A 21,094-nucleotide genomic window follows, 5' to 3' on the forward strand; every position below is an offset into this window, starting at 1 on the left:
ATAGCTGGCAGAGCCGGCCCTGTTCGGGTGCTACCCGCCAGCCTGCTGCGCGTCGGAACCACCCGAGACCCGTCCGCTGGACTTCTGCAGTCGGTCGATGTGTTCCGATGCCTGTGCCTTGGTGAGGTCGGCGGGTAATTCCTCGCCGGCCTCGCGGGCCAGGGTGTCCAGATAGCTGCGCTGCGCGTCAGTCATGGGTTCATCGCCGGTGACCCAATCTTCAGGGTCACGTGCAAAGCCGCCTTGAGGCTCCGGCGTCGGGCTTCCCAGTGTTTCATCGGACATGGTGTTGCTCCTTCGTTGATGCAGGGGAATGGTTCTTAGCTGGCTGTCTGGCTCGCTTCGGGGGGCAGCGCCTCATGGTGCTCGCGTCCGTGGGTACGGCGGTCTTCCTTCATCTCCGCTTCGAACAGATGTCGTTTGCCCTCGACGAGTTGGTCGCGTGCGCGCTTCTCAATCGCCTTGAACTGGGCGTAATAGTGGTCGTCGTAGTCCTCCACGATCTGGAACGTCCAGCGACCCTCGATCACGTTACGACCAACGATGTCGCGGTTCACCTCATCGGCGAGTTCTGTGTGCCCGGCCTCGCGCAACAGGTCAACGGCTTCTCCCAGTGCCAGGTCGGCGGTGCCGGTCAGCCGGTGGAAGCCGTACAGGAGACCGCGTGCGTGTTCCACCACCTCCAGTGCCTCGGAGAGTTTGCCGAGCGCCTCGATGGTCTTGTCGGACGCACCATTTGGTCGCTGGTGGTTGCTGTCCGGTCCGTCGGATCCTGAAATAGTCATACTGCTTACCATATACAGCAGGGAAGCCGGTTGGGCAGAGGGCAAGCTGCACTGTGACCCCGCGCGTAGCAGGATTGATAAGCCGGCTGGCTAACGCCTAATCTGGAGCTGTTCAGCAGAGAGCCACATACCCTCTCGCTTGGGAGATTCAAGGATGGGTGGTCAATATGCGGACATTCGGCGTAGAGGAAGAGTTCCTCCTGATCGATCCGACCAAGTTGTGTCCTGAACCTGCCGCAGACGCCGTTTTTCTGGCCGCCGGTCACCATGACGTGACCCGCGAGGTCAAGCAGGAACAGATAGAAACAGGCACGCACCCTCAGTCGTCCCTTGAGGAGCTCTACGCTGACATCCTCCGGCACAGGGCGCTTGCGGACGAGGCGGCTGTGCGAAGTGGGGTCCGGATCGCAGCCCTGGGAACCTCCCCCATCGTCACGGGCACCCGCGTCACCCATGAGACGCGCTACCTGCAGATGCAGGAGCGGTTCGGAGCCACCCTTCGCGATCAGCTGACCTGCGGCTGCCATGTTCACGTTTCTGTGGAGTCGGATGAGGAGGGCGTTGCTGTACTGGACCGCATTCGGGTGTGGCTGCCGGTGCTGGCTGCCTTAAGTACAAACTCACCGTTCTGGGCGGGAGAGGATTCCGGTTTCGCAAGCTATCGCGGGCAGGCCTGGAACCGGTGGCCTACCGCGGGCCCCTGTGAGATCTTCGGATCCGCGGAGGCATACAGCGCCCTGATCGCCCAACTGCTTGCGACTGGTGTGCCGCTCGATGGCCAGGCTGTCTACTTTGATGCCCGCCTGAGCACACGTCATCCAACGGTCGAGGTTCGCGTGGCGGATGTCTGCCTCCAGCCTGACGATGCTGTCCTGCAGGCCGCTCTCACCAGGGCGCTGGTGGAAACTGCGGTGAGGGAGTGGACCGCCGGGGTTCCGCCGATCCCTATGCCGGCCGCCCAGTTGCGACTCGGGTGCTGGAGGGCAAGCCGCTTTGGGATCGACGGTGAACTGCTCGACCCGTTGAGCGGCACGCTTCGCGACGCCCATGAGTTGGCCCGCGCGCTGCTTGAGTACGTGCGACCGGTTCTTCGCGAGCAGGGCGAGGACCTCCTCGTGGAGTCACTGCTCAACCAGGTCCTCATTCGGGGAACCGGCAGCACCCGCCAGCGTGCCGTCTATGCCCGGACCGAGAGCCTCGCGGAAGTAGTGTCGGACGCCGTTTTCCTCACCGGGGCGGGCCAGGGCTCACTGGAGGAACGCCACGCGGATTCTGCCTGCTTCCACATGCGTGGGAACGAACTGTTCCGCATCTAGCTGTCACGCCGGCCTGTCACGCCGGCCTGTCACGCAGGCCTGTCACGCCGGTGTCAGGCGACGTCGGCATATCGTCTCGCCTCGGCGAGCCCCTTGCGCACCTGGTCGACGTCGTACTCCGGGCCGTAGACAGGTGTATCGCGCTGGAAGCGCCAGCCTTCGGCGAGCGGACCGGCGTCGACCACGTCAAACCCGAACTGGTCGATCAGGGCAGCAACGGTGCGCTTTGCGTCGTCGTCGTCCCCTGCTATTGGAAGCGCACGGCGGCCGGGAGTGCCGGGGGCGCTGGCCTTGGATGTGAGGTGGGCGGCGTAGATGTTGTTGAAGGCCTTGACCACGTGCGCGTCGGGGAGTCGCTGCTGGAGCAGCTCGCTGGTGGTGGTCGACTCGTCGTCTAGTTCGCGGATGTTCCCGTCGCGCTGGGGGTAGTAGTTGTTGGTGTCGATCACGGTCTTGCCCTTGAGCGGGCCTGCGGGCACCGCATCAATCGCCTTGAGAGGCACACTTACGACGACGACGTCGCCCGCCTCCGCTGCCTCCTGCGGGGTGGCGGCGCGCGCGTGATCGCCCAGTTCTTCGATGAGGTCCACGAGGGTTTCGGGGCCACGGGAATTGCTCATGACGACCGAGTAGCCGTTGCTGACTGCGAGGCGGGCGAGCTGAGAGCCGATATGTCCGCTGCCAATGAAGCCGATGGTCTGCACATTTTCCATGGCGGGTACAACCGTGGTGTGCCGTGGATATTCCGGAAGCTGTAGTTGGGGTGGGCCAGCTCGGGTTGGTTTGCTCTGCTTGTGGTGGATCCGCTGCCGCTGACCAGGCACTTCCCCTTCCGACCTGCACGAACGTCAGCCAGCTCTGCGCCCTTTTCGGTCGTGCTTCTGGTGCACTCTTTCCCCGTTTCACGCCTGCTGCAGGAATGTCAGTGGTGGGTGATGTGATGGGTTTATGGCGGGGATGGGTTCTGCGGGGAAACATTGGGTTGCTGAGGAGACGGCGTTATGGGCGTCGGACTCCGTCGTGGGCCCGCTCGCCGGGCAGCTTGCCCATCACCCGGTAGCTAACCGGGATCTGGACCGGTCGCTGGAATGCCTGGAGGAGCTGGCGTCGTTGCGGGCGTGGGTGGATGCGCAGGAAGCCAAGCTGCTGGCCCGGATTTCGGAGCTCGCGCTCGGATCCATGGCCGAGCGGGGTTATGCCGGGCCGTCGGCGGAGGAGTCCGCTCAGACCCTGGCCGCCGCCGACGTGGGTGCGGTGCTGAAGGTGCCGGAGGGGTCGGCCGGGAAACTGGTGGAGCAGGCGAAGCTGTTGGTGAACTTCTTCCCGGCTACCGTGGAGGCGCTGCAGTTGGGCAGGATTTCCCGCCGGCACGCGGTCACGGTGGCGCAGGAATGCTGCGGGGTCCCCGAACATGAGGTCCCCGGGTTCGAGGAACAGTTGTTGGAGATCGCCCGGACCACCACAGTGGCGAAGCTCGGGCACCGGGCGCGCCGACTCCGTGAACGCCTGCACCCCGAAGCGTTGGGTGTGCGGCGGGAGAAGAAGGCCCGCGAACGGTGCGTGGTGGTCGACCCGGACCGTGACGGTATGGCCTGGCTTAGTGCCTACCTGCCCGCCGAGACGGCGTACGGGATCGCGCACCGTGTGGACATCACCGCCCGCACCCTAAAGGGCCCTGATGAGGACAGGATGTTGGGCCAGTTGCGGGCGGACGTGTTCGCTGACCTGCTCACCCACACCTGCCCCAGCGACCCCACCATCATCGATCCCATCCTCATCGATCCCACCGTTACCGCCGGCGGGACCTTCGGCGCCGCGACGGGTTCCGGGCAACGAGGGGGCTCAGGAGCGGAAAATACTGGTCAGTTCGACGAGGGATATCGGGGGATCAGGGCGCGGGTGTTCGTCACCGTCCCGGTAATGACCCTGCTCGGCGGGGACCAGCCGGCGGAGTTGGACGGGTACGGTCCGATCGACGCGGACACCGCCCGCCGGCTGGCCGGCCACGCACCCTCGTTCACCCGGCTGCTGACCCACCCAGAGTCGGGGGCGGTGCTCTCGGTGGGCAGGACACGGTACCGGCCGCCGAAAGACCTGCAGGACTGGGTCCGGGTCCGCGACAGGACCTGCCGGCACCCGGGCTGTAACCGCTCGGCGGCCGGCTGCGAGATCGACCACACTATCCCCTGGCATCAGGGCGGGTACACCCGCGCCGACAATCTCGCCGCGCTCTGCAAACGCCACCACATGTTCAAATCCGAAGGGCTCTGGCACTACACCCAGCCGAACGAAGGCACCATCAAAGCCACCTCCTTCGCCGGCAGGATCTACACAACCGAACCCGAAACCGACCCCGCACAAGCCCAAGCACCACCACCGTTCTAAGGGACGGATGAGAGTTGCAATCAGTTTGGGAAGTACCGGCCTCGATCTGGCGTGCGCCGGTACTCCCCAATCTGGGCTATACGAACTGAGCTACTTGGTGAGGCCGTTGGGGACTGGGGGATGGTTAGGTCGGCGATGATCGGCAGGTGGTCTGAAGACATCGAGTTGATGACCTCAGCGTGACGTGGCTCGACGTCGCCACGGGTCAGGATGTAGTCGATACGACGGTTCGGATTGACCACCGGGTAGGTGTAGGCGTTGTCTTGCCCGAGTTCGTCGAAGACGTCGTCGAACTCGGTGAGGATCGATTCCATTTCCGGAGTGCCGGGAACGGCGTTGAGGTCGCCGACCAGGACGGCGGGGCGCTCGGATTCACCGGTGATATCGAGGATCTCCTTCACCTGCGACTGACGCTGCTCACTACGCTGGTGGTCGAGGTGCGTGTTGTAGACGCTGATGTGATTGCCCTCGACATTGATGACGGCCTCAAGCAGCCCACGCTGTTCAGTGGGACGCTCGGCGTACTCAATGCTGGTCAGCAAGTGGTTTCCCGAGCTGAGAATCGGGTACTCGCTCAGGATGGCTGTACCGTACTGCCGGCGTTCTGTCTGCCCGGCAGCCGGATCCAGATTGAGATTGGCGGCATACGCGTAGTGCATGCCAAGACGCTCCGCGAGTACCGCGGCTTGGTCCTGGAAGTCGCTCCGCGACGACCAATGATTGTCGACCTCCTGCAGGCCGATGATTTCGGCGCCTGAGTCTTCGATGACTCCGGCAACGCGCTCAAGGTCCAGAACGTCGGTGCGGTCCGCGCCATGGTGGATATTGAAGGCCATTACACGGATATCGGTGTCGGCCGGTGCAGCGGCAGCAGGAGCACTGCCGACTCCCACCGCAAGAGCTGCAACTGCACAGACGGATATGAGTTTCCTGAACACGGGGTCTCCTCGCTAGCGGTTCGATGAAGGCGCTGCGAGCACATACGCAACGCCACCGGCGAGGCTAGGCGAGCCAGGTGACTGTCCGCCGTCGTCCATTCAACCGGCCGGTGAACCAAGAGGGGCCGGAGTTCAGGTTTGCAGCTTCGCGTAGATCACGTAGTTGTCATTGAAGGTCCCGGAAGCAGGGTCATAGCCGTCGCAAGTAATTAGGCGAAGCTCAGGACCCGGGGTATTTCCATACACCGCGAGCGTGGGAAAAGCGTTTTTGGAGTACTGCTCTCCCCGCTCCACGGTGAAGGTCGCGACCGTACCGTCTTCACGGGCAATTTCTATGGAGTCACCAGGAGCCAACTGTTTGATCCAGGCGAAGACCCCTGGTCCGCCGTCGTCTGCGTTGACATGGCCAAGGAAGATGGACGGGCCCGGCTCACCCGGCGTCGGCGAGTTCCTGTACCAGGCAGCAGGTGCCCCGGGATGTCCTGGTGGGACTTCAAGCGTGCCGTCTGGCTGCAGCCCCACGTACAGCAATCCGGACTGGACGCCGTGGGTGGGCATGGTGAGGGTCGTCGGTAGCGAGCGCTCGAATACTGACGGCTTCTGTGCCGCCGTTGACGGCTCAGCGGACGACGGCGCCGGACCAGTTTCGGCTGCATCATCACCATTAGACGGTGTTGCGGGAGTGGACGGTGTACGAGGACTTGACGATTCGGCGGACGGAGCAGCGGTCTTGGTGCGATCAGCTTCGCCTGCCACGACGGTGAAAGTGGGCTGGTCCCCGGCAGTTGGGGCTTCTGAGGACGCACCCCCGCAACCGGTGACGAGCAGCAAAGGGACCGCTGTCGCAGCCAAAAGGCTCCTCCAGCGGTCCCGAACAAGGCTTGCCATGGGTAAAAAGCTATCCGATCAGCAGCCTCGGGTCAGTTCTGCACACGACGACGGACGGCGTACGTGCCGCCTGCCGCCAGCGCGACGACAAGTCCGCCTCCTAGCGCCAGCATGGCGGTATTGTCTGTGCTCTTCACCTCGACGCCAGTGGCTGCGCCGCCAACGGGCATCGTTGTGACCTGGTTGTTGTGGACAGGTACGAGGTTCGGGTTATAGGCGACGCTGGCGTTTTCGCAACCGATTCCGTCCAGGTCAGAGTCGAGATGAGTTGCGTAACCCGGCGAACCTGCCGGGATGTTGTATACCCCTAGGGCTGCCGCTGCTGAGCAGTTCGGGAATGGCGGGTGACTTGCCGACGCTGGCGCTGCCGAGAGAGCAACAAAGCCGGCTGCCGCTGCCACAGCCAGACCCACTGATGTCTTCTTCATGTTTTCCCCTTATCTAGTTCCGCGAGTGATGTGACGCGGATTACACGAGGCTAATCAGCTGGCTTATTACCGGTCAAGGAATTATTCACAGTTTTCTCCTTCCAAGTGACTAGCCCTTCCGCATGTGCTAGGCGAGAGCCCCGTACGATGGATGGACCGTCGCACCACCTGGGGAATCAATGAACAACAAGCCGCTGCCGCCTGCCTTCAACTCGTTGGCATCAAGCCATAGTCGTAAGGCAAAGAAGTCCACACCGATTGTTGCCGGCTTGGGGCTCTTCCTCATTGCTTTAGGGTTCATTTCCGGAGGCATCGGAGGCGCCATAGTCCTGGCAGCGATCCTCGGTTTGTTGACCGGTCTTTACACCCTGCTGACGGGCCGCGGATCCTGGGCACGCCTTGCAGGACGCAAGGCAGGCTCGATCGTCATGGGCGTGAGCATTGTTGCCGTGCTCATTGGTGGAGCGTTGTCACCGGAGATCGACGACCCAGTTCCGGCAGCCACCGCCGAGCGGACTGACGCTCCATCTGCAGAGCCTTCGAAGTCACCATCATCGTCCAAGCCGAGCCCTCGCGAGACCAAACCTGAACCCAGCCAAACCGCCACCGCGGACGCCGACGTCGCACCCGTCGATGAAGACAGTGTTCCCGAAGCGGCGGACAACCCCTCGGCTCTCCAAACCCAGATCGAGTACGGAACCCGCGCACTCGATCTGCTCGAAACACTCGCCATCAAGGGCCGTGCTCCCCAAACCGGATACGACCGTGACCAGTTCGGAGAGGCCTGGCTCGACGTCGACCGCAACGGATGCGACACCCGCAACGACATGCTCAACCGTGACCTCAAGAACATCACCCACGTCAATTCAGTCCCCTGCAAGGTCCGGTCCGGCACTCTGAACGACCCCTACACAGGTAGCACCATCAGCTTCCTGCGCGGTCAGGACACAAGCAGTGACGTTCAGATCGATCACGTTGTTGCCCTGGCTGACGCCTGGCAGAAGGGCGCCCAACAGTTGAGCTTCGAACAGCGGGTTGCGTTCGCCAACGATCCGCTCAATCTCCAGTCGACTGACGGACCCACTAACCAGCAAAAGGGCGCAGGCGACGCCGCCACCTGGCTGCCGCCTAACCGGTCCTTCCGGTGCGACTACGTTGCACGCCAAATCTCTGTGAAGGCCACGTATAACCTTTGGGTGACACAAGCCGAACACGACGCCATGGTCCGCGTCCTGGCGAACTGCACCAACACGCTTGCCCCGACAAGCCAGGCCGCACCGAAACCGGCACCTGCTCCCGCCCCTGCACCGGCTCCCGCCCCTGCACCGGCACCTGCACCTGCTCCCGCCCCTGCGCCTGCTCCGGCTCCAGCTCCTGCACCCGCCCCTGCACCGGCACCGGCACCCGCTCCCGCGCCTGCTCCCGCGTCTGCTCCCTTCGTGAACTGCACAGCGGCAAGGTCAGCCGGTGCGGCTCCGGTTTATGCCGGCCAACCGGGTTACGGTCCGCACCTTGACGGCGACGGCGACGGGGTGGGCTGCGAATAGCCGTTCGTAAATTCCGGAAACAGTTGGACCGTCCCGCATCCAGGTTCGGGCCTCCGGGCGCTACTGTGTAACCACTCAGGAGGCCATGCGGGAAGAGGGGGCAAATGGTTCCGGATTCCACTCACGAACAGCTCATGGATCAGTGGCTGAAGGAGTACGCTGCGTCCCAACAGCAGAAGCGGGCGGCAGCCAGCGCCATCCAGGACGCAATCGCAGCACGCCTCGATGACGACGGACTGAACTACCACGCCATCGATTACCGCGTGAAGGACCACCAGTCCCTCGAACAAAAGCTGCGACGGCTCAACCCGGACGGATCACTCAAATACCCCGACGGCCTTCAAGCGATCGACGACGTCATCGGAATCCGCGTGATCACATTCCTTCAGCTCGACGTGGAACGCGCCATGCGTGCGCTCCGCAACTCGTTCGAGGTGATTGCGCACGTAGACAAGACGGCTGAACAGCGGGAGAAGGGCGAATTCGGCTACTCGGGCCAACATCTGGTCCTGCGTGTGAACGACGCAGCTCCAAACGGTTGCCGCAACTTCACCGGTGAACGCTTTGAAGTACAGTTCCGGACCATCCTTCAGCACGCCTGGGCTGAATTCGAACACGACATCCGCTACAAGAGCGCAGGTCCCGTCCCCCCTGAGGTCAACCGCGCCTTCACCCTTGCCTCAGGTCTCATCGAGCTTGCTGACAACCAGTTCAGCACCATCAGCAACGTGGTCGCCGCCGAAAAAGCCAACCTCGAAGAATCGACCAAGCTGCTGCCTGTGGGCCTGACCGGCGAGGCACTCGAACGCATTCTCGAACAGGCGCTGCCCAAGAACCCGCGCAGCCGCGTCGAACAGTACGAGTGGCTGCGGGAACTGCTCGAAACGCACGGCATCACCACGGTTGCCCAGGCATCGGACCTGATCGGCTCCGCGGACTGGGACGCCATTGCACGACGCATCCAGTACAAATTCGCTCCCGGCCACGTGCGCGCCGCTGACGACCTGCTGCTGCTCACATTCGGCGAGGACCACATTGAAAAGACACAGGGGCTGGGCCATGACCGCAACCGACTCGGCAAGCTGAACCACCGCCTGCGCCGGCTCCGCGAAACGGGTAGAGCCGGCAGTCCTGCCTAGATGACTCTCTTACAGGGCAGCCGAAGGAGCGCCCTCATGCGCAATGACGCGCTGCCGCTGCTCGCCGAGGCCGTCGATGCCGATCGTGACTGTGTCGCCCGGCGCAAGGAACGGAAACTTCCCGGACACAGCTACACCTTGTGGCGTTCCGGTGTTCACCACGTCACCCGGATCCAATGCCATGTACTGGGACAGGTCCCGGATGATCTCGGCAACGCTGAACACCATGTCAGCGGTCGTAGAGTCCTGGCGCCGTTCGCCGTTCACAGCTGAATACAGGTGCAGTGCTTGCGGATCCGGTATGTCCTCCGCCGGAACCAGTGCAGGACCCATGGGATTGAAGGTCGGGGCACACTTGCCCTTCGACCATTGGCCGCCTGAGTGGTGCATCTGGAAATCGCGCTCGGACACGTCGTTGCTGATGGTGAAGCCGGCGATGCACTGCAGCGCCTCGTCAGCGCTGGAAAGGTAGGAAGCCCGCTTGCCGATAACCACCGCCAGCTCCACCTCCCAGTCCACCTTCTGCGCTCCGGGCGGGATGACGACGTCGTCGTTCGGTCCGATGACAGTGTTGGGATGTTTGAAGAAGATGATGGGCGCCTTTGGCGGCTCGTCACCGGTCTCCGCTGCATGAGCGGCGTAATTCTGACCCACACAGACGACGGCGCCGATGCCGTTCAGCGGGGCACCCACCCGCAGCGCGGATGCGTTATCCAGTACCGGCAGGTTGCCGGACGCCAGGGCAGCACGGACCTTTACGATGCCCCCAGAGCCCAGAAACGCACCCGTGATGTCGTCGGTGATGCCGCGCAGGTCGTAGTATTCCGCACCCTCGCGAACCACTGGCGTTTCCCTCCCGGGTTCGCCCAACCGCATCAGTTCCATGTCGATCTCCCTTCCCAGCCAGCAACGCTACTGGTCACTGGCGGCACATGAAAAACCCCGAAATACTTTAAGAAGCAGCAGGAAAGCGGGGTACCCATGACCGATCGAAGTGAACGCGCCCGCCGCATGCAGCGGATCGCTGACTATCGGGCCGCCCGCCGCTCGGGCAGCGATGCAGCCGAAGCGCTCGAACATCTGGACGACGAGAACGACAACGCCCCCACGATCGATTTTGCTGCCAAAGCCGACTGGGAGATCCGACAGGCCACAGCCCGCGGCGACTTCGACAACCTGAAATACGCCGGCAAACCCATTCCCGGGCTGGGAGCGACGCTGGACCCCGACTGGTGGGTGAAGGGACTGATCGAACGTGAGAAGCTCTCGGGCCTGGCACCGGCACCGTTCCGCTTGCGCAAGGAAGACGCCGAGCTGGACGAAAAGCTGGACCGGCAGTACACCGAAGCTCAGGTCCGCGAGATTCTCGTCGAGTTCAACCGGCAGATCATCGAAGCGCGTCGACAGTTGCTCGGCGGGCCGCCGGTAGTCACTCCGACACGCGACGTCGAACTGGAAATCGCGCGATGGCGCGAACGCCGCAAGGCCGCCCAGCCGGCGGAAGAGCCGCAGGAACAAAAGGAAAGCCGCCCGCGCTGGTGGCGCCGCCGTCGTTAGGCAAACAGCGCCCGTTAGGCAAACAGCGCGTCGTTAGGTAAGCGCCGTCGTCATCTAGGGAGACTTAGTCCGCCGGTACCAGGTCCTGGTACTCGGGATGGCGCTTGATCCAGGCGGCAATGAAAGGGCAGAGCGGTACGGCGTGAAGGCCGCGCTGACGTACGTCGTCGAGGGCGAAGCGGGCGAGGGTTGTGCCGAGGCCATGACCTTCGAAAGCGGAGTCAACCTCGGTGTGCGTGAAAATTACCCGACTGTTCCTCAGTCGGTACTCGGCAAAACCGGCGGGCTTTCCGCCCACGCTGACCTCGTACCGCCGCTCATCTGCGTTGTTCTGAACCTGTACGTCCACGTCCACATTCACAGTTCTATGCCGCGGACTAGTCTGCTGCAAATTCTCCGTTGGCGATCGCATCGGCGTATTTGCTCAGGTCAGGTCCGGGTTCGAAGTCGATGAACTGCGGCTGGAGCTTCTCGAATAGGAACTTGTATACCTCGTTGCGGTCACCGCCCGAATGCTTCCCGGCAGCCTCGCGCACCGCATCCTGCAGCGCCTTGTCCGCGTCCGACAGGATCTTCTCGCGGGCCTGCTCGTTCCACTGCACGTCGTTGATGTTCACGAAACCTCCAATAGTAAGTAGACTTCTGATTATCCATCAGGCTACGGCTGGACTTCGGGCGTCACAACCCCCAAGGGGGGCCGGAGGTCCTCCTCGCCTACTATGATCCAAGGCATCATCAGGAAGTCGAGGTGGTACGGGCATGGCGGAGCAGGCGAGTGAAACTGCAATTCGCAGCGAGTTGCAGGATCTTGTCCTTGAAAGTACTGAGTTCGGAGAATTCCTCAATGGGTTCGTGAATGTCGCAGCCCGCGAGCTTTCTGAGCACACCGGCAGGACGATCTACTCTGCCGTCACCCTGTTGCGACCCAAGCATGCGGGAACTGTTGCAAGCAGCAGTGAAGAGGCCCAGAATATGGATGAGATCCAGTACGGCTTCGATGACGGACCGTGCCTGCGTGCAGCACGCGGGCACACAACTGTTCTGGTGCAGGATTTTGAGGCCGAACACCGCTTCGGTAACTATACGAAGGCCGTCATAGCGCATGGGATCCGCTCGGCCCTCGGTGTTCCGATCATCGTTGAAGGCGCAGTGGACGCCGGGCTGGACCTTTACTGCCGCGAGCCGGGAGTGTTCGATCCAGCCACGATTGCGGAAGCGGAAAAGTTCGCGGTACAGGCTTCGCGCTCGCTGCGGTTGGCAGTACGGATCTCCGCTCTCGAGGAGCTCAGCAACCACTTGAGTGCCGCCATGGAGAACCGAACCACCATCGACCTGGCGGTAGGCATCATCATGGGCCAGAACCGGTGTAGTCAAGAGACAGCGGTGAACATTCTCAAGGCAGCCTCCAGTGCCCGGAATATCAAGCTCCATGCTGTGGCCGCCGCAGTGGTTGCCTCGGTGGGGGAGACCGAACCCGCAACCCACTTCCAGGCTTAGTTGTAGTACCTAGGAGGCCAGCGCCGGTTCCTTCCGACGCTGCTCGTGCCGGTCCTGGCGATGGCGAAGGTGGCCGGCTCCTGCCACCACTGCTGAGAGAACCGCAGACAGGGCAACTCCCACCCACAGGTCCACAAGTAGAGCGAAGGCGCCGGCCACCGCACCCAGTCCAATCAACAGGATCGCGAGTGCCCGGCGGACCCAGTGCTTCCCCTTACCTCCAGCCAGCCGGGAATCCGATGCCAGTCCGGTAATGGTTGAAGTGACGACGACGGTAGTCACCTCTGCGATCGCCAGGCGTTTCGCTGTGCCGGCCTGGATCCCCATGATGAGCGCCAGCCCGGAGGTTACAACACTGCCGAGTACCTCATCCGCAGTCACGTCAACCAAGGCGAGCAGGACTGCCAGACCGGCGGCTCCGACCGCCACCGCCGCAAAGGTGCACGATGTTGCCGAGGACCAACCTGACGGAGCCTTCCGCAGGGCCCTACCCGCCAGTGCCGCGCCAACCATGAAGAAGAGCAGCGCCAGCGCCGGTCGAAGGACGGGTAAATCATCTCCGCCCGCGACAGCCATACCCAAAAGTACGACGTTGCCGGTCATGTTGCCCGTGAACACCCGGTCCAGGCCGAGGTAACCCACCGCGTCCACCACTCCGGTGGAGAAGGTCAGGATCAGCATGAGGGTGAGGTGCAACCGTTCGGTGGACATGCGTCTGGCGGGCATTGGGTGCTCCTTCTGAGGGGGAGGCGCGACTGGGAACTTTCAGAAACACTCTTGTAATGAATGTATACGAAGATTAGGCTCGTGCAAGCGATTGTATTCAATCTTCCATCTGTGGGGCCGATTGAAGGCAGAAGATCGACGCACAAAGCCGTGACTCGACCAGAGGATTCGTATGACAACCAGTAGCCAGCGAAGCGCAAAGGTGCTTCAGACCGCGGTGGCCGGCGCCGCCGTCGTCCTTGCTGCCACCGCGTGCCAGCCACTTCAGGCGCTGGAACAGGCACCCGAACGGGAAGACATCACGTCCGTATCTGCGGAGGGCCGCCAGCTCGTGGAGGGCGGGGACCTGGTGATGGCGCTTTCCGCTGAACCCGACAGACTGGACCCGACAACGTCATCCTCTCTGTACACGCGGTACGTCATGCAGACCATGTGCCAGAAGCTGTACGACATCGATGCCGACGGCGAGCTGGTGCCCCAACTGGCCACCGCGCTGCCGGAAGTCTCGGCTGACGGACTGACCGTCACCATCCCGGTACGCGACGACGCGGTCTTTGCCGATGGCGCCGAATTCAACGCCGACGCCGTTGCGGCAACACTCGAACGCCACCTCACCCTTGAGGACTCCTCGCGAAAGAGCGAGCTGGGGCCGATCGCAGACATAGAAGCGGTAGACGATACACACGTGCGCGTCACTTACGAGACGCCGTTCGCTCCGCTTACCGCTGCGCTCGCCGACCGTGCAGGCATGATGCTCTCGCCGAAAGCGCTGGAGGAGAACGGCGAGAACTTCGGCGAACACCCCGTCTGCGTCGGCCCTTTCAAGTTCGTGAACCGGGTACCGCAGACATCAATCACCGTCGAACGGGACCCGCTTTACTACGACGCCGAGAACGTCCACCTCGACACCATCACCTACCGCATCATCACCGACGCAAACATTCGTGCCGCGAACCTGCGGTCAGGAGACGTCCAGGTGGCAGACACCATCTCACCGCAGGATGTGGACGCACTGATGCAGGAAGAAGGGGTAAATGTTCTGCAGGTGGGTTCCCTCGGGTACCAGGGCCTGACGATCAACGTCGGCAACACCGACGGCGTAGGCGAGCCGGTCGGAGAGATAGACACCCCGCTGGCAAAGCAGGCCGCAATCCGCCTTGCGTTGTCCATGTCGATCGATCGTGAAGCACTCGTCAACACGGTCTTCAACAGTTGGTTCCAGCCCGCGTGCTCGCCGATCTCGCCGTCGAGCCCGTTCACCTCCGAACTGAGCGAAGACTGCCCGCCATACGATCCGGAAGGAGCCAAGGCACTGCTGACGGAAGCGGGGGTCGAAACGCCCTACGCCATCGAGATGCAGGTGAGCAACACGCCTGACACCCTCCGCTTCGCGCAGGCGCTGCAGGCCTCGGTTGCCGACGCCGGATTCAAGATCACGATCCTGCCGGTTGAGTACTCGACCCTGCTTGATGTCCAGTCCCGCGGAGACTTCGAGATGCTGCAGCTCGGCTGGTCCGGCCGCGTCGACCCGCACGGAAACATGTTCAACTTCCTCTCAACGGGCGGCGGCAACAACTACTCGGGCTACAACAACGCGGAGGTGGACCGGCTCCTGAAGAGCGCCGCGCAGACCAACGACCAGGCCGAACGCGCCGAGCTCTACGGCCAGGTGGTCAAGCAGGTACAGGAAGACAACCCGCTCATCTACCTGTACCGGCAGCGCAGCCTCACTGCCTACACCGACAACGTCACCGGCATCGAAACCTTCGCCGACGGCGTGGTCCATCTGAGCAACGCAGCATTCGTTGCTGATTCCGGCGAACTAGAAGGACAGGACTGACCCATGGCGCGTTACCTGCTTACCAGGCTCTGGCAGTCAGCCCTCACGCTGCTGCTTGCCTCGATCGTGGTCTTCATCGGGGTGCGTCAGCTTCCAGGCGACCCTGCCCTGGCAATGGCCGGCGAAGAAGCGACGCCCGAACAGCTCGCCGCCATCCGCGCGGAAATGGGCCTCGACCAGCCCCTGTTCGTCCAGTACTTCACGTTCATCGGCAACATCCTGCGCGGTGACTTCGGCGAGTCAACCCGTACTGGCACACCGGTGACGGAACTGATTGCGACCACGCTTCCCGTGACCCTGTGGCTGTCGGCGTACGCGATAGTGGTCGCCGTCGTCGTCGGAATTGTGTTCGGCGTAATCGCCGAACGCTACCGCGGGCGCTGGCCTGAGTGGATGGCCAACGGTTTCGCGCTCATCGGGCTCTCCGTACCGAACTTCTGGCTGGGAATTCTCGCCATCCTGTATCTGGCGGTGTTCCTCGGCTGGTTCCCGGCCTCAGGCTACGTCGATGTTGCCGCTGAACCCCTGCGCGGCATCTACTACCTGACCCTGCCGGCCATCATCCTCGGCACCGGCCTGGCGGCGGTGATCATGCGGCAGACACGCGCCTCGATGATCGAGACCATGAGCACTGATTACGTCCGGACAGCGCGCGCCAAGGGCCTGGGCCGCGGGCGCGTACTGATGCGGTACGGACTGCGGAACTCGCTGATCGTCGTTGTGACAATCGTCGGTCTCCAGCTCGGCGGGCTCATCTCGGGCGCCGTGGTCACCGAACGCATCTTCGCCCTCCCCGGCTTCGGCAAGCTCACCCTCGACGCCGTCTTCACCCGCGACTATCCGGTGATCCAGGCAGTGGTCCTCATCATCACGCTCAGCTATATCGTCATCAACCTCGCCGTGGACATTCTGTACTCCGTGGTCAACCCCAAAATCCGAGTCGGAGGAAGCAACTGATGGCAATGACAGAAACCGTCACGACGACGGCCCACCCCTCAGAAGCCACGCTCGGATCCGGCCGGGGCCGGCTCTGGCGCCGCCTGCGCAGCAACCCACTCGGCATGACCGGTGCGGTGATGCTCGCCGTCGTCGTCCTGGCCGCGCTGCTCGCGCCGGTCATTGCACCCTATGACCCGGCGGAAGTGCACTTCGAGACCCCGTTCCAGAAACCCCTGACCGTCGGCTTCCTGCTCGGAACCGATGACCTGGGCCGCGACATCTTCTCGCGCATGCTCTACGGAATGCAGGCCTCGCTGCAGGTGGGTTTCCTGTCGGTCCTGCTCGCAGTGCTCATCGGCACGCCGCTCGGTCTGTTGGCCGGGTACCTGAAGGGATTCGACGCCGTAATCTCCCGACTCACGGACGTCACCCTCGCCTTCCCCTTCCTGATTATCGCCGTGGGACTGGCAGCAATCAGCGGACCGAGCCTTGCCAACGCCGCCATCGCATTGGGTATCGCACAGATCCCCACCATGATTCGAGTGGTACGCGGCGAGACGCTGCGCATCAAGGAGAGCGACTTCGTCCTGGGCGCCAGGACCATGGACGCGTCGGGCCTGCGGATCATGCTGCAGCACGTCCTGCCGAACGCAACGTCTGCCATCATCGTGCAGGCCACCGTGATCATGCCCGTCGCGGTCATCGGCGAAGCTCTGCTGTCCTTCCTCGGCCTCGGCATTCAGCCGCCTACGCCCAGCCTCGGCATCATGCTCTCCGACGCGCAACAGTACATCTTCCGGTCGCCCACCGCCGCGATCTTCCCCGGAATCGCGATCGCCGTGATCTGCCTGGCATTCAACCTGTTCGGCGATGCGCTGCGCGACGCCCTCGACCCCACCAACACCCGTCGAAAGTAGATTTGCCTCCATGACCTCCTTCACACCTCCGGACCCGTTCACCACGCGCCCCACCCTGCAGGGCAGCTTCGGTATGAGCGCCTCCACACACTGGCTGGCGACGGCGTCAGCGCAGGCCGTGCTGGAACGCGGCGGCAACGCGTTCGACGCGGCAGTAGCCGGAGCCTTCGTACTGCACGTCGTCGAACCGCACCTGAACGGTCCAGGGGGCGACATGACAGGTGTCTTCGCCACCGCCGACAACCCATCAGAGCCCGTTGTCCTGATGGGACAGGGACCGGCACCGGCAGCTGCCACCCGCGAGCACTACCTGGCTGAAGGCCTGGAACTGGTGCCGGGCGCCGGTGCACTCGCCGCCGCGGTACCTGCCGCCGTCGACGCCTGGCTTCTGCTGCTGCGAGACCACGGCACGTGGGAACTCGGCGACGTGCTGGCCTTCGCCATCGGTTATGCACGAAACGGGCACCCCATCGTGGGCCGCGTTGGTGCCACCATCAACGCGGTGAAGGACCTGTTCATCGAGCACTGGCCCACCTCCGCTGACCTCTGGATGCCGGAGGGCCGGGTGCCCGCCGAAGGTGACATCGTCAAGAACGAGGCCTACGCGTCCGTGCTTGACCGCCTGGTCTCTGCTGGGTTGCCCGATTTGAGCAGGGAAGAGCGGATTGACGCCGCCCGCCGGGAGTGGCGCGAGGGCTTCGTGGCACAGGCCGCCGTCGAATTCATCAAGACACCCCACCGCCACTCCTCGGGCCAGGATCACGCGGGAGTGATGAGCCTTGAGGATTTCGCCGGGTTCGAAGCAGGCTACGAGCAGGCCGCGACTCTGCGGTTCCGGGGTTACACCATCGCCAAGACCGGTCCCTGGGGGCAAGGCCCGGCGCTGCTGCAGACCCTCGCCATCCTCGACGGATTCGACGACGAACGGCTGGACCCTTCCACCGCCGTCGGCGCGCACACCATCCTGGAAGCACAGAAGCTTGCCATCGCCGACCGCGAGGCCTACTACGGCGACGCGGACGTACCGCTGGACTACCTGCTTTCCGCCGAGTACGCCGAACAGCGACGCGCACTCATCACCGACCGCGCGTCGGTCGAGTTCCGGCCCGGAACCGTCCCCGGCCACAGCCCGTTCATCCCGCCGCTCCGCACCGAGTACACACCGCCGGCCCTCGCCGGAAAGCTGGCATTCGCCGGCGTAGGGGAGCCGACCGTCTCGCGTAGCGGTGAGACGCGCGGCGACACCTGCCACATCGACGTCGTCGACAAGTGGGGCAACATGGTCTCCGCAACGCCTTCGGGAGGCTGGCTGCAGTCGTCACCGACCATTCCGGAGCTCGGCTTCTGCCTCGGCTCACGATTGCAGATGACTTGGCTCGAGGAGGGCGCGCCGTCGTCCCTGGAACCCGGCAAGCGTCCGCGCACCACCCTCACGCCCACCCTGATCCTGAAGGACGGCAAGCCTGTGGTCGCACTCGGCTCCCCGGGCGGCGACCAGCAGGACCAGTGGCAGTTGCTCTATATCCTGCGCACCATCGTCGGCGGCTACACACCCCAGCAAGCCATTGATGCGCCCTCACTGCATACGACGTCGATCCCCGGTTCATTCTGGCCCCGCACCTGGGAACCCGGCGGCGCGGTGGTCGAGGACAGGCTCGGCGACGAGGTCATTGCAGACCTGGAAGCGCGCGGCCACACCGTAACCCGGGCAGGGGATTGGGCACTTGGGCGCCTGTCCTCGGTAGTAAGCGATCCATCCACCGGCGTGCTGATGGCCGCCGCCAACCCGCGAGGAGCGCAGGGCTATGCAGCAGGACGCTAAGGAAACGATGCTCAGCATCAGCAACCTCGAGGTGAGCTTCGGTGACATCCCGGTGCTGCACCGGGTCAGCTTCGACCTGAAGAAGGGCGAACGCGTGGCGATCGTCGGCCAGTCTGGCTCCGGCAAGTCCACCACCATCGCCGCCGTCCTGCGCCTGCTTCCCGGACTAGGAAGCATCACCGGCGGTTCCATCAGGCTGGTCAGCGGAGCCGACGCCGTCGACATCGCTGCAGCGTCCGAGGCAGAAATGCGGTCGATCCGCGGCACGCGTCTCGGACTGGTACCCCAAGACCCCATGTCCAACCTCAACCCATCCATGAAGGTCGGCGCCCAGATCGCCGATGCACTGAAAAGCAACGGCATGCGTGGACGGGCTGAGGTGCAGCGCCGGGTTGTTGAGCTGATGACGGAAGCCGGCATCCCCGATGCGGAACGCCGCTCGGGCCAGTATCCGCATGAGTTCTCCGGCGGAATGCGCCAGCGTGTGCTGATTGCCGTCGCCCTGGCGGGTGAGCCTGACCTGCTGATCGCGGATGAGCCGACGTCGGCCCTCGACGTGACGGTACAGCGCCAGATCCTGAACCACCTGCAGACCCTCGTCGACGCACGCGGCACCTCACTGCTGTTCGTCACCCATGACCTGGGCCTCGCCGCCGACCGCACCGACCGCATCATCGTCATGGCCGAAGGTCGCATCGTCGAGGTCGGCACACCGCGCGAAATCCTCCTCAACCCGCAGGAGGAGTACACGCGGAAGCTGGTCGCAGCGGCTCCCTCAGTGACTGCCGCACTTCAGATGGAGGTGCCGGGAGCTGCAGCGGCTTCCTCCGCCGCACCCGCGCCCATCCTCGAGGTTCGGGACCTGTGCAAGGAGTTCGCCCTTCGCGGCCAGCGCGGGGGTACGGTCCGCGCAGTGGACAACGTCTCCTTCACAGTGAAACGGGGCACAACGACCGCCGTCGTGGGTGAATCAGGCTCGGGCAAGACCACGGTGGCACGCATCATCCTCGGCCTGGAGACCGCTACTGCGGGTCAGGCGCTCATCGACGGCAAGAGCATCACGGACAGCAGGGGAGCCGAACGGCGAGCCCTTCGCAGGATGGTACAGCCGGTTTTCCAGGACCCGTATGGATCGCTGGATCCCACCCACAGTATCGAACGCCTAATCGATGAGCCGCTGCGCATCTTCCGCGTGGGGGACAAGGAAAGCCGACGACGCCGCGTGGCTGAGCTGCTTGACCAGGTCGCCCTGCCGCACGCGGTGGCACAGCGTCGTCCCAACGAACTGTCCGGCGGACAGCGGCAACGGGTTGCAATCGCTCGTGCGCTGGCGCTGGAACCGGAACTGATCATCTGCGATGAAGCCGTCTCCGCACTTGACGTGCTGGTGCAGGACCAGATCCTCAATCTCCTGGCCGATCTGCAGGATAGGCTGGGACTGACCTACCTTTTCATCACCCATGATCTCGCTGTGGTCCGTCAGATCGCGCACAACGTGCTGGTGATGAAGTCGGGCTCCGTGGTGGAGGAAGGCACCGTCGACAAGGTGTTCCTCCGCCCTGAAGCCCAGTACACCGAGGAGCTACTTGGAGCAATCCCGGGGGCAAGCTTTGCCGCCTGACACTGGAGGACAGCGGGGCGCCGATGAGGACACCCCGCCGAAGCAGCGCGTCCAGGATGAGATCCGCAGGGATATCATCTTCGGTACGCTGCCGCCCGGCACTCGTGTAACAGAGACCGCGCTTGCAACCAAGTACGGAATTTCACGCGTACCCGTACGGGAAGCCTTGCGCGCCCTCGAGGCGGAGGGCTTTGTTGAATCGAAGCCCTACGCCGGGTCCACCGTCTCCAAGATTCCTGTCGATGACGCTGAGGACCTGTTCTTTGTCCGGGAGGCGCTGGAGTCGGCCACAGCCCGGCGGGCAGCACGGCGGGCTGCGGCGCAGTTCGATTTAGGTGCGCCAAGCGCGGACTGGTGGCAGGCCCGCAAGGCGCTCGCCGGTATCCTGGACGAGGGGGACCGGGCCGTTGCACAGAACCGGTTGGAACTTCTTCCCGAACTCAATATCCGCTTCCACCTCGGGGTGGCCGAGTTGAGCGGGAGCGCCTCGCTGACCGCCCTGTTGCGGCAGATCGCCGGCAAGATCGAGTGGCTGTACGCGACCGACGTGGACACCCGCGGCAAGGAGTCCTGGGGCGAACACCGCACCATCCTGGCCGCTATCGACGCCGGCAACTTCGCGGAAGCGGAGCGGCTGATGGCTCACCATGTGCACCAGTCCAAGGAAGGCTATCTGGACCGGTTCGCCTCCGAGGTCGGCTGAGCCAGGCAGATCCGGGCCGGGCCGTAGCTTCCGGCCGTCAGTTCCC

General features: G+C 63.6%; 22 protein-coding genes. 12 read left to right on the top strand and 10 right to left on the bottom strand.

Going from position 1 to position 21,094, the window contains the following annotated elements:
• Positions 1-30: 30 nt before the first annotated feature.
• Positions 31-285 (bottom strand): DUF3072 domain-containing protein, encoded by a 255-nt coding sequence (locus GC088_RS03650; protein ID WP_323960596.1) that lies wholly within the window; start codon positions 283-285, stop codon positions 31-33.
• Between the two features lie 35 nt (positions 286-320).
• Entirely contained in the window at positions 321-785 is a 465-nt protein-coding gene (locus GC088_RS03655; RefSeq protein ID WP_323960597.1) for a hypothetical protein, read from the bottom strand.
• Between the two features lie 167 nt (positions 786-952).
• Between GC088_RS03655 and GC088_RS03660 the strand changes: the two genes are divergently transcribed.
• Positions 953-2,101 (top strand): glutamate--cysteine ligase, encoded by a 1,149-nt coding sequence (locus GC088_RS03660; protein WP_323960598.1) that lies wholly within the window; start codon positions 953-955, stop codon positions 2,099-2,101.
• A gap of 53 nt (positions 2,102-2,154) precedes the next feature.
• Here the strand turns inward: GC088_RS03660 and GC088_RS03665 are convergent, their stop codons facing one another.
• Positions 2,155-2,805 (bottom strand): NADPH-dependent F420 reductase, encoded by a 651-nt coding sequence (locus tag GC088_RS03665; RefSeq protein WP_323961900.1) that lies wholly within the window; start codon positions 2,803-2,805, stop codon positions 2,155-2,157.
• A gap of 253 nt (positions 2,806-3,058) precedes the next feature.
• Here GC088_RS03665 and GC088_RS03670 point away from each other — a divergent pair, with 253 nt between their 5' ends.
• The gene (locus tag GC088_RS03670; RefSeq protein WP_323960599.1) at positions 3,059-4,486 is read left to right on the top strand and encodes an HNH endonuclease; all 1,428 of its coding nucleotides are present in this window, start codon (positions 3,059-3,061) and stop codon (positions 4,484-4,486) included.
• Positions 4,487-4,506: 20 nt separating this feature from the next.
• Here the strand turns inward: GC088_RS03670 and GC088_RS03675 are convergent, their stop codons facing one another.
• From GC088_RS03675 to GC088_RS03685, 3 genes are all read right to left on the bottom strand, one after another.
• Entirely contained in the window at positions 4,507-5,424 is a 918-nt protein-coding gene (locus GC088_RS03675; protein WP_323960601.1) for an endonuclease/exonuclease/phosphatase family protein, read from the bottom strand.
• A 132-nt stretch (positions 5,425-5,556) separates the two neighbouring features.
• A complete protein-coding gene (locus GC088_RS03680) occupies positions 5,557-6,312 on the bottom strand; it encodes a sortase domain-containing protein (protein ID WP_323960602.1) in 756 nt (251 codons plus the stop codon).
• Positions 6,313-6,344: 32 nt separating this feature from the next.
• The gene (locus GC088_RS03685; RefSeq protein ID WP_323960603.1) at positions 6,345-6,740 is read right to left on the bottom strand and encodes an excalibur calcium-binding domain-containing protein; all 396 of its coding nucleotides are present in this window, start codon (positions 6,738-6,740) and stop codon (positions 6,345-6,347) included.
• Positions 6,741-6,919: 179 nt separating this feature from the next.
• On the opposite strand from GC088_RS03685, the gene GC088_RS03690 reads away from it, so the two are divergent.
• Positions 6,920-8,287, top strand: coding sequence for a GmrSD restriction endonuclease domain-containing protein (locus tag GC088_RS03690; RefSeq protein ID WP_323960604.1), 1,368 nt, complete (start codon positions 6,920-6,922; stop codon positions 8,285-8,287).
• 104 nt (positions 8,288-8,391) lie between these two features.
• On the top strand, positions 8,392-9,426 hold the full coding sequence (locus GC088_RS03695; protein ID WP_323960605.1) for a GTP pyrophosphokinase: 1,035 nt from the start codon (positions 8,392-8,394) through the stop codon (positions 9,424-9,426).
• 9 nt (positions 9,427-9,435) lie between these two features.
• On the opposite strand, the gene GC088_RS03700 is transcribed toward GC088_RS03695, so the two are convergent.
• Positions 9,436-10,311, bottom strand: coding sequence for a fumarylacetoacetate hydrolase family protein (locus GC088_RS03700; RefSeq protein ID WP_323960607.1), 876 nt, complete (start codon positions 10,309-10,311; stop codon positions 9,436-9,438).
• Positions 10,312-10,407: 96 nt separating this feature from the next.
• On the opposite strand from GC088_RS03700, the gene GC088_RS03705 reads away from it, so the two are divergent.
• Positions 10,408-10,983: a DnaJ family domain-containing protein gene (locus GC088_RS03705; protein WP_323960609.1), complete on the top strand. Its 576-nt coding sequence runs from the start codon at positions 10,408-10,410 to the stop codon at positions 10,981-10,983.
• Between the two features lie 64 nt (positions 10,984-11,047).
• Here GC088_RS03705 and GC088_RS03710 read toward each other — a convergent pair whose 3' ends face one another.
• Complete coding sequence (locus tag GC088_RS03710) at positions 11,048-11,332, bottom strand: GNAT family N-acetyltransferase (protein WP_323960611.1); 285 nt, start codon at positions 11,330-11,332, stop codon at positions 11,048-11,050.
• Positions 11,333-11,360: 28 nt separating this feature from the next.
• Positions 11,361-11,600 carry a hypothetical protein gene (locus tag GC088_RS03715; RefSeq protein ID WP_323960613.1) on the bottom strand — a complete coding sequence of 80 codons (240 nt, stop codon included), beginning with the start codon at positions 11,598-11,600 and terminating at the stop codon, positions 11,361-11,363.
• Between the two features lie 142 nt (positions 11,601-11,742).
• On the opposite strand from GC088_RS03715, the gene GC088_RS03720 reads away from it, so the two are divergent.
• A complete protein-coding gene (locus GC088_RS03720) occupies positions 11,743-12,480 on the top strand; it encodes an ANTAR domain-containing protein (RefSeq protein WP_323960615.1) in 738 nt (245 codons plus the stop codon).
• A 9-nt stretch (positions 12,481-12,489) separates the two neighbouring features.
• On the opposite strand, the gene GC088_RS03725 is transcribed toward GC088_RS03720, so the two are convergent.
• Positions 12,490-13,206 (bottom strand): YoaK family protein, encoded by a 717-nt coding sequence (locus GC088_RS03725; RefSeq protein ID WP_323960617.1) that lies wholly within the window; start codon positions 13,204-13,206, stop codon positions 12,490-12,492.
• A 172-nt stretch (positions 13,207-13,378) separates the two neighbouring features.
• On the opposite strand from GC088_RS03725, the gene GC088_RS03730 reads away from it, so the two are divergent.
• Genes GC088_RS03730 through GC088_RS03755 form a run of 6 tightly spaced genes read left to right on the top strand, consistent with a single transcriptional unit; the run spans position 13,379 to position 21,048 of the window.
• The gene (locus GC088_RS03730; protein ID WP_323960619.1) at positions 13,379-15,046 is read left to right on the top strand and encodes an ABC transporter substrate-binding protein; all 1,668 of its coding nucleotides are present in this window, start codon (positions 13,379-13,381) and stop codon (positions 15,044-15,046) included.
• A gap of 3 nt (positions 15,047-15,049) precedes the next feature.
• Positions 15,050-16,003, top strand: coding sequence for an ABC transporter permease (locus GC088_RS03735; RefSeq protein ID WP_323960621.1), 954 nt, complete (start codon positions 15,050-15,052; stop codon positions 16,001-16,003).
• Positions 16,003-16,902: an ABC transporter permease gene (locus GC088_RS03740; RefSeq protein ID WP_323960623.1), complete on the top strand. Its 900-nt coding sequence runs from the start codon at positions 16,003-16,005 to the stop codon at positions 16,900-16,902. Before GC088_RS03735 ends, GC088_RS03740 begins: the two co-directional genes overlap by 1 nt.
• Positions 16,903-16,912: 10 nt before the next feature.
• Positions 16,913-18,724: a gamma-glutamyltransferase family protein gene (locus GC088_RS03745; RefSeq protein WP_323960625.1), complete on the top strand. Its 1,812-nt coding sequence runs from the start codon at positions 16,913-16,915 to the stop codon at positions 18,722-18,724.
• Complete coding sequence (locus tag GC088_RS03750; RefSeq protein ID WP_323960627.1) at positions 18,708-20,345, top strand: dipeptide ABC transporter ATP-binding protein; 1,638 nt, start codon at positions 18,708-18,710, stop codon at positions 20,343-20,345. The genes GC088_RS03745 and GC088_RS03750 overlap by 17 nt, the downstream gene beginning before the upstream one ends.
• The gene (locus tag GC088_RS03755) at positions 20,335-21,048 is read left to right on the top strand and encodes a GntR family transcriptional regulator (RefSeq protein ID WP_323960629.1); all 714 of its coding nucleotides are present in this window, start codon (positions 20,335-20,337) and stop codon (positions 21,046-21,048) included. Before GC088_RS03750 ends, GC088_RS03755 begins: the two co-directional genes overlap by 11 nt.
• Positions 21,049-21,094: the final 46 nt, after the last annotated feature.

The organism is Arthrobacter sp. JZ12 (genome assembly GCF_035189165.1).
Lineage (GTDB): Bacteria > Actinomycetota > Actinomycetes > Actinomycetales > Micrococcaceae > Arthrobacter_D.

What these genes read in the sequence shown, in the direction of transcription:
- GC088_RS03650 (WP_323960596.1), bottom strand. Translation starts at nt 285, where the DNA reads ATGTCCGATGAAACACTGGGAAGCCCGACGCCGGAGCCTCAAGGCGGC.
- GC088_RS03655 (WP_323960597.1), bottom strand. Translation starts at nt 785, where the DNA reads ATGACTATTTCAGGATCCGACGGACCGGACAGCAACCACCAGCGACCA.
- GC088_RS03660 (WP_323960598.1), top strand. Translation starts at nt 953, where the DNA reads ATGCGGACATTCGGCGTAGAGGAAGAGTTCCTCCTGATCGATCCGACC.
- GC088_RS03670 (WP_323960599.1), top strand. Translation starts at nt 3,059, where the DNA reads ATGGGTTCTGCGGGGAAACATTGGGTTGCTGAGGAGACGGCGTTATGG.
- GC088_RS03680 (WP_323960602.1), bottom strand. Translation starts at nt 6,312, where the DNA reads ATGGCAAGCCTTGTTCGGGACCGCTGGAGGAGCCTTTTGGCTGCGACA.
- GC088_RS03685 (WP_323960603.1), bottom strand. Translation starts at nt 6,740, where the DNA reads ATGAAGAAGACATCAGTGGGTCTGGCTGTGGCAGCGGCAGCCGGCTTT.
- GC088_RS03690 (WP_323960604.1), top strand. Translation starts at nt 6,920, where the DNA reads ATGAACAACAAGCCGCTGCCGCCTGCCTTCAACTCGTTGGCATCAAGC.
- GC088_RS03695 (WP_323960605.1), top strand. Translation starts at nt 8,392, where the DNA reads ATGGTTCCGGATTCCACTCACGAACAGCTCATGGATCAGTGGCTGAAG.
- GC088_RS03700 (WP_323960607.1), bottom strand. Translation starts at nt 10,311, where the DNA reads ATGGAACTGATGCGGTTGGGCGAACCCGGGAGGGAAACGCCAGTGGTT.
- GC088_RS03705 (WP_323960609.1), top strand. Translation starts at nt 10,408, where the DNA reads ATGACCGATCGAAGTGAACGCGCCCGCCGCATGCAGCGGATCGCTGAC.
- GC088_RS03720 (WP_323960615.1), top strand. Translation starts at nt 11,743, where the DNA reads ATGGCGGAGCAGGCGAGTGAAACTGCAATTCGCAGCGAGTTGCAGGAT.
- GC088_RS03725 (WP_323960617.1), bottom strand. Translation starts at nt 13,206, where the DNA reads ATGCCCGCCAGACGCATGTCCACCGAACGGTTGCACCTCACCCTCATG.
- GC088_RS03730 (WP_323960619.1), top strand. Translation starts at nt 13,379, where the DNA reads ATGACAACCAGTAGCCAGCGAAGCGCAAAGGTGCTTCAGACCGCGGTG.
- GC088_RS03735 (WP_323960621.1), top strand. Translation starts at nt 15,050, where the DNA reads ATGGCGCGTTACCTGCTTACCAGGCTCTGGCAGTCAGCCCTCACGCTG.
- GC088_RS03740 (WP_323960623.1), top strand. Translation starts at nt 16,003, where the DNA reads ATGGCAATGACAGAAACCGTCACGACGACGGCCCACCCCTCAGAAGCC.
- GC088_RS03745 (WP_323960625.1), top strand. Translation starts at nt 16,913, where the DNA reads ATGACCTCCTTCACACCTCCGGACCCGTTCACCACGCGCCCCACCCTG.
- GC088_RS03750 (WP_323960627.1), top strand. Translation starts at nt 18,708, where the DNA reads ATGCAGCAGGACGCTAAGGAAACGATGCTCAGCATCAGCAACCTCGAG.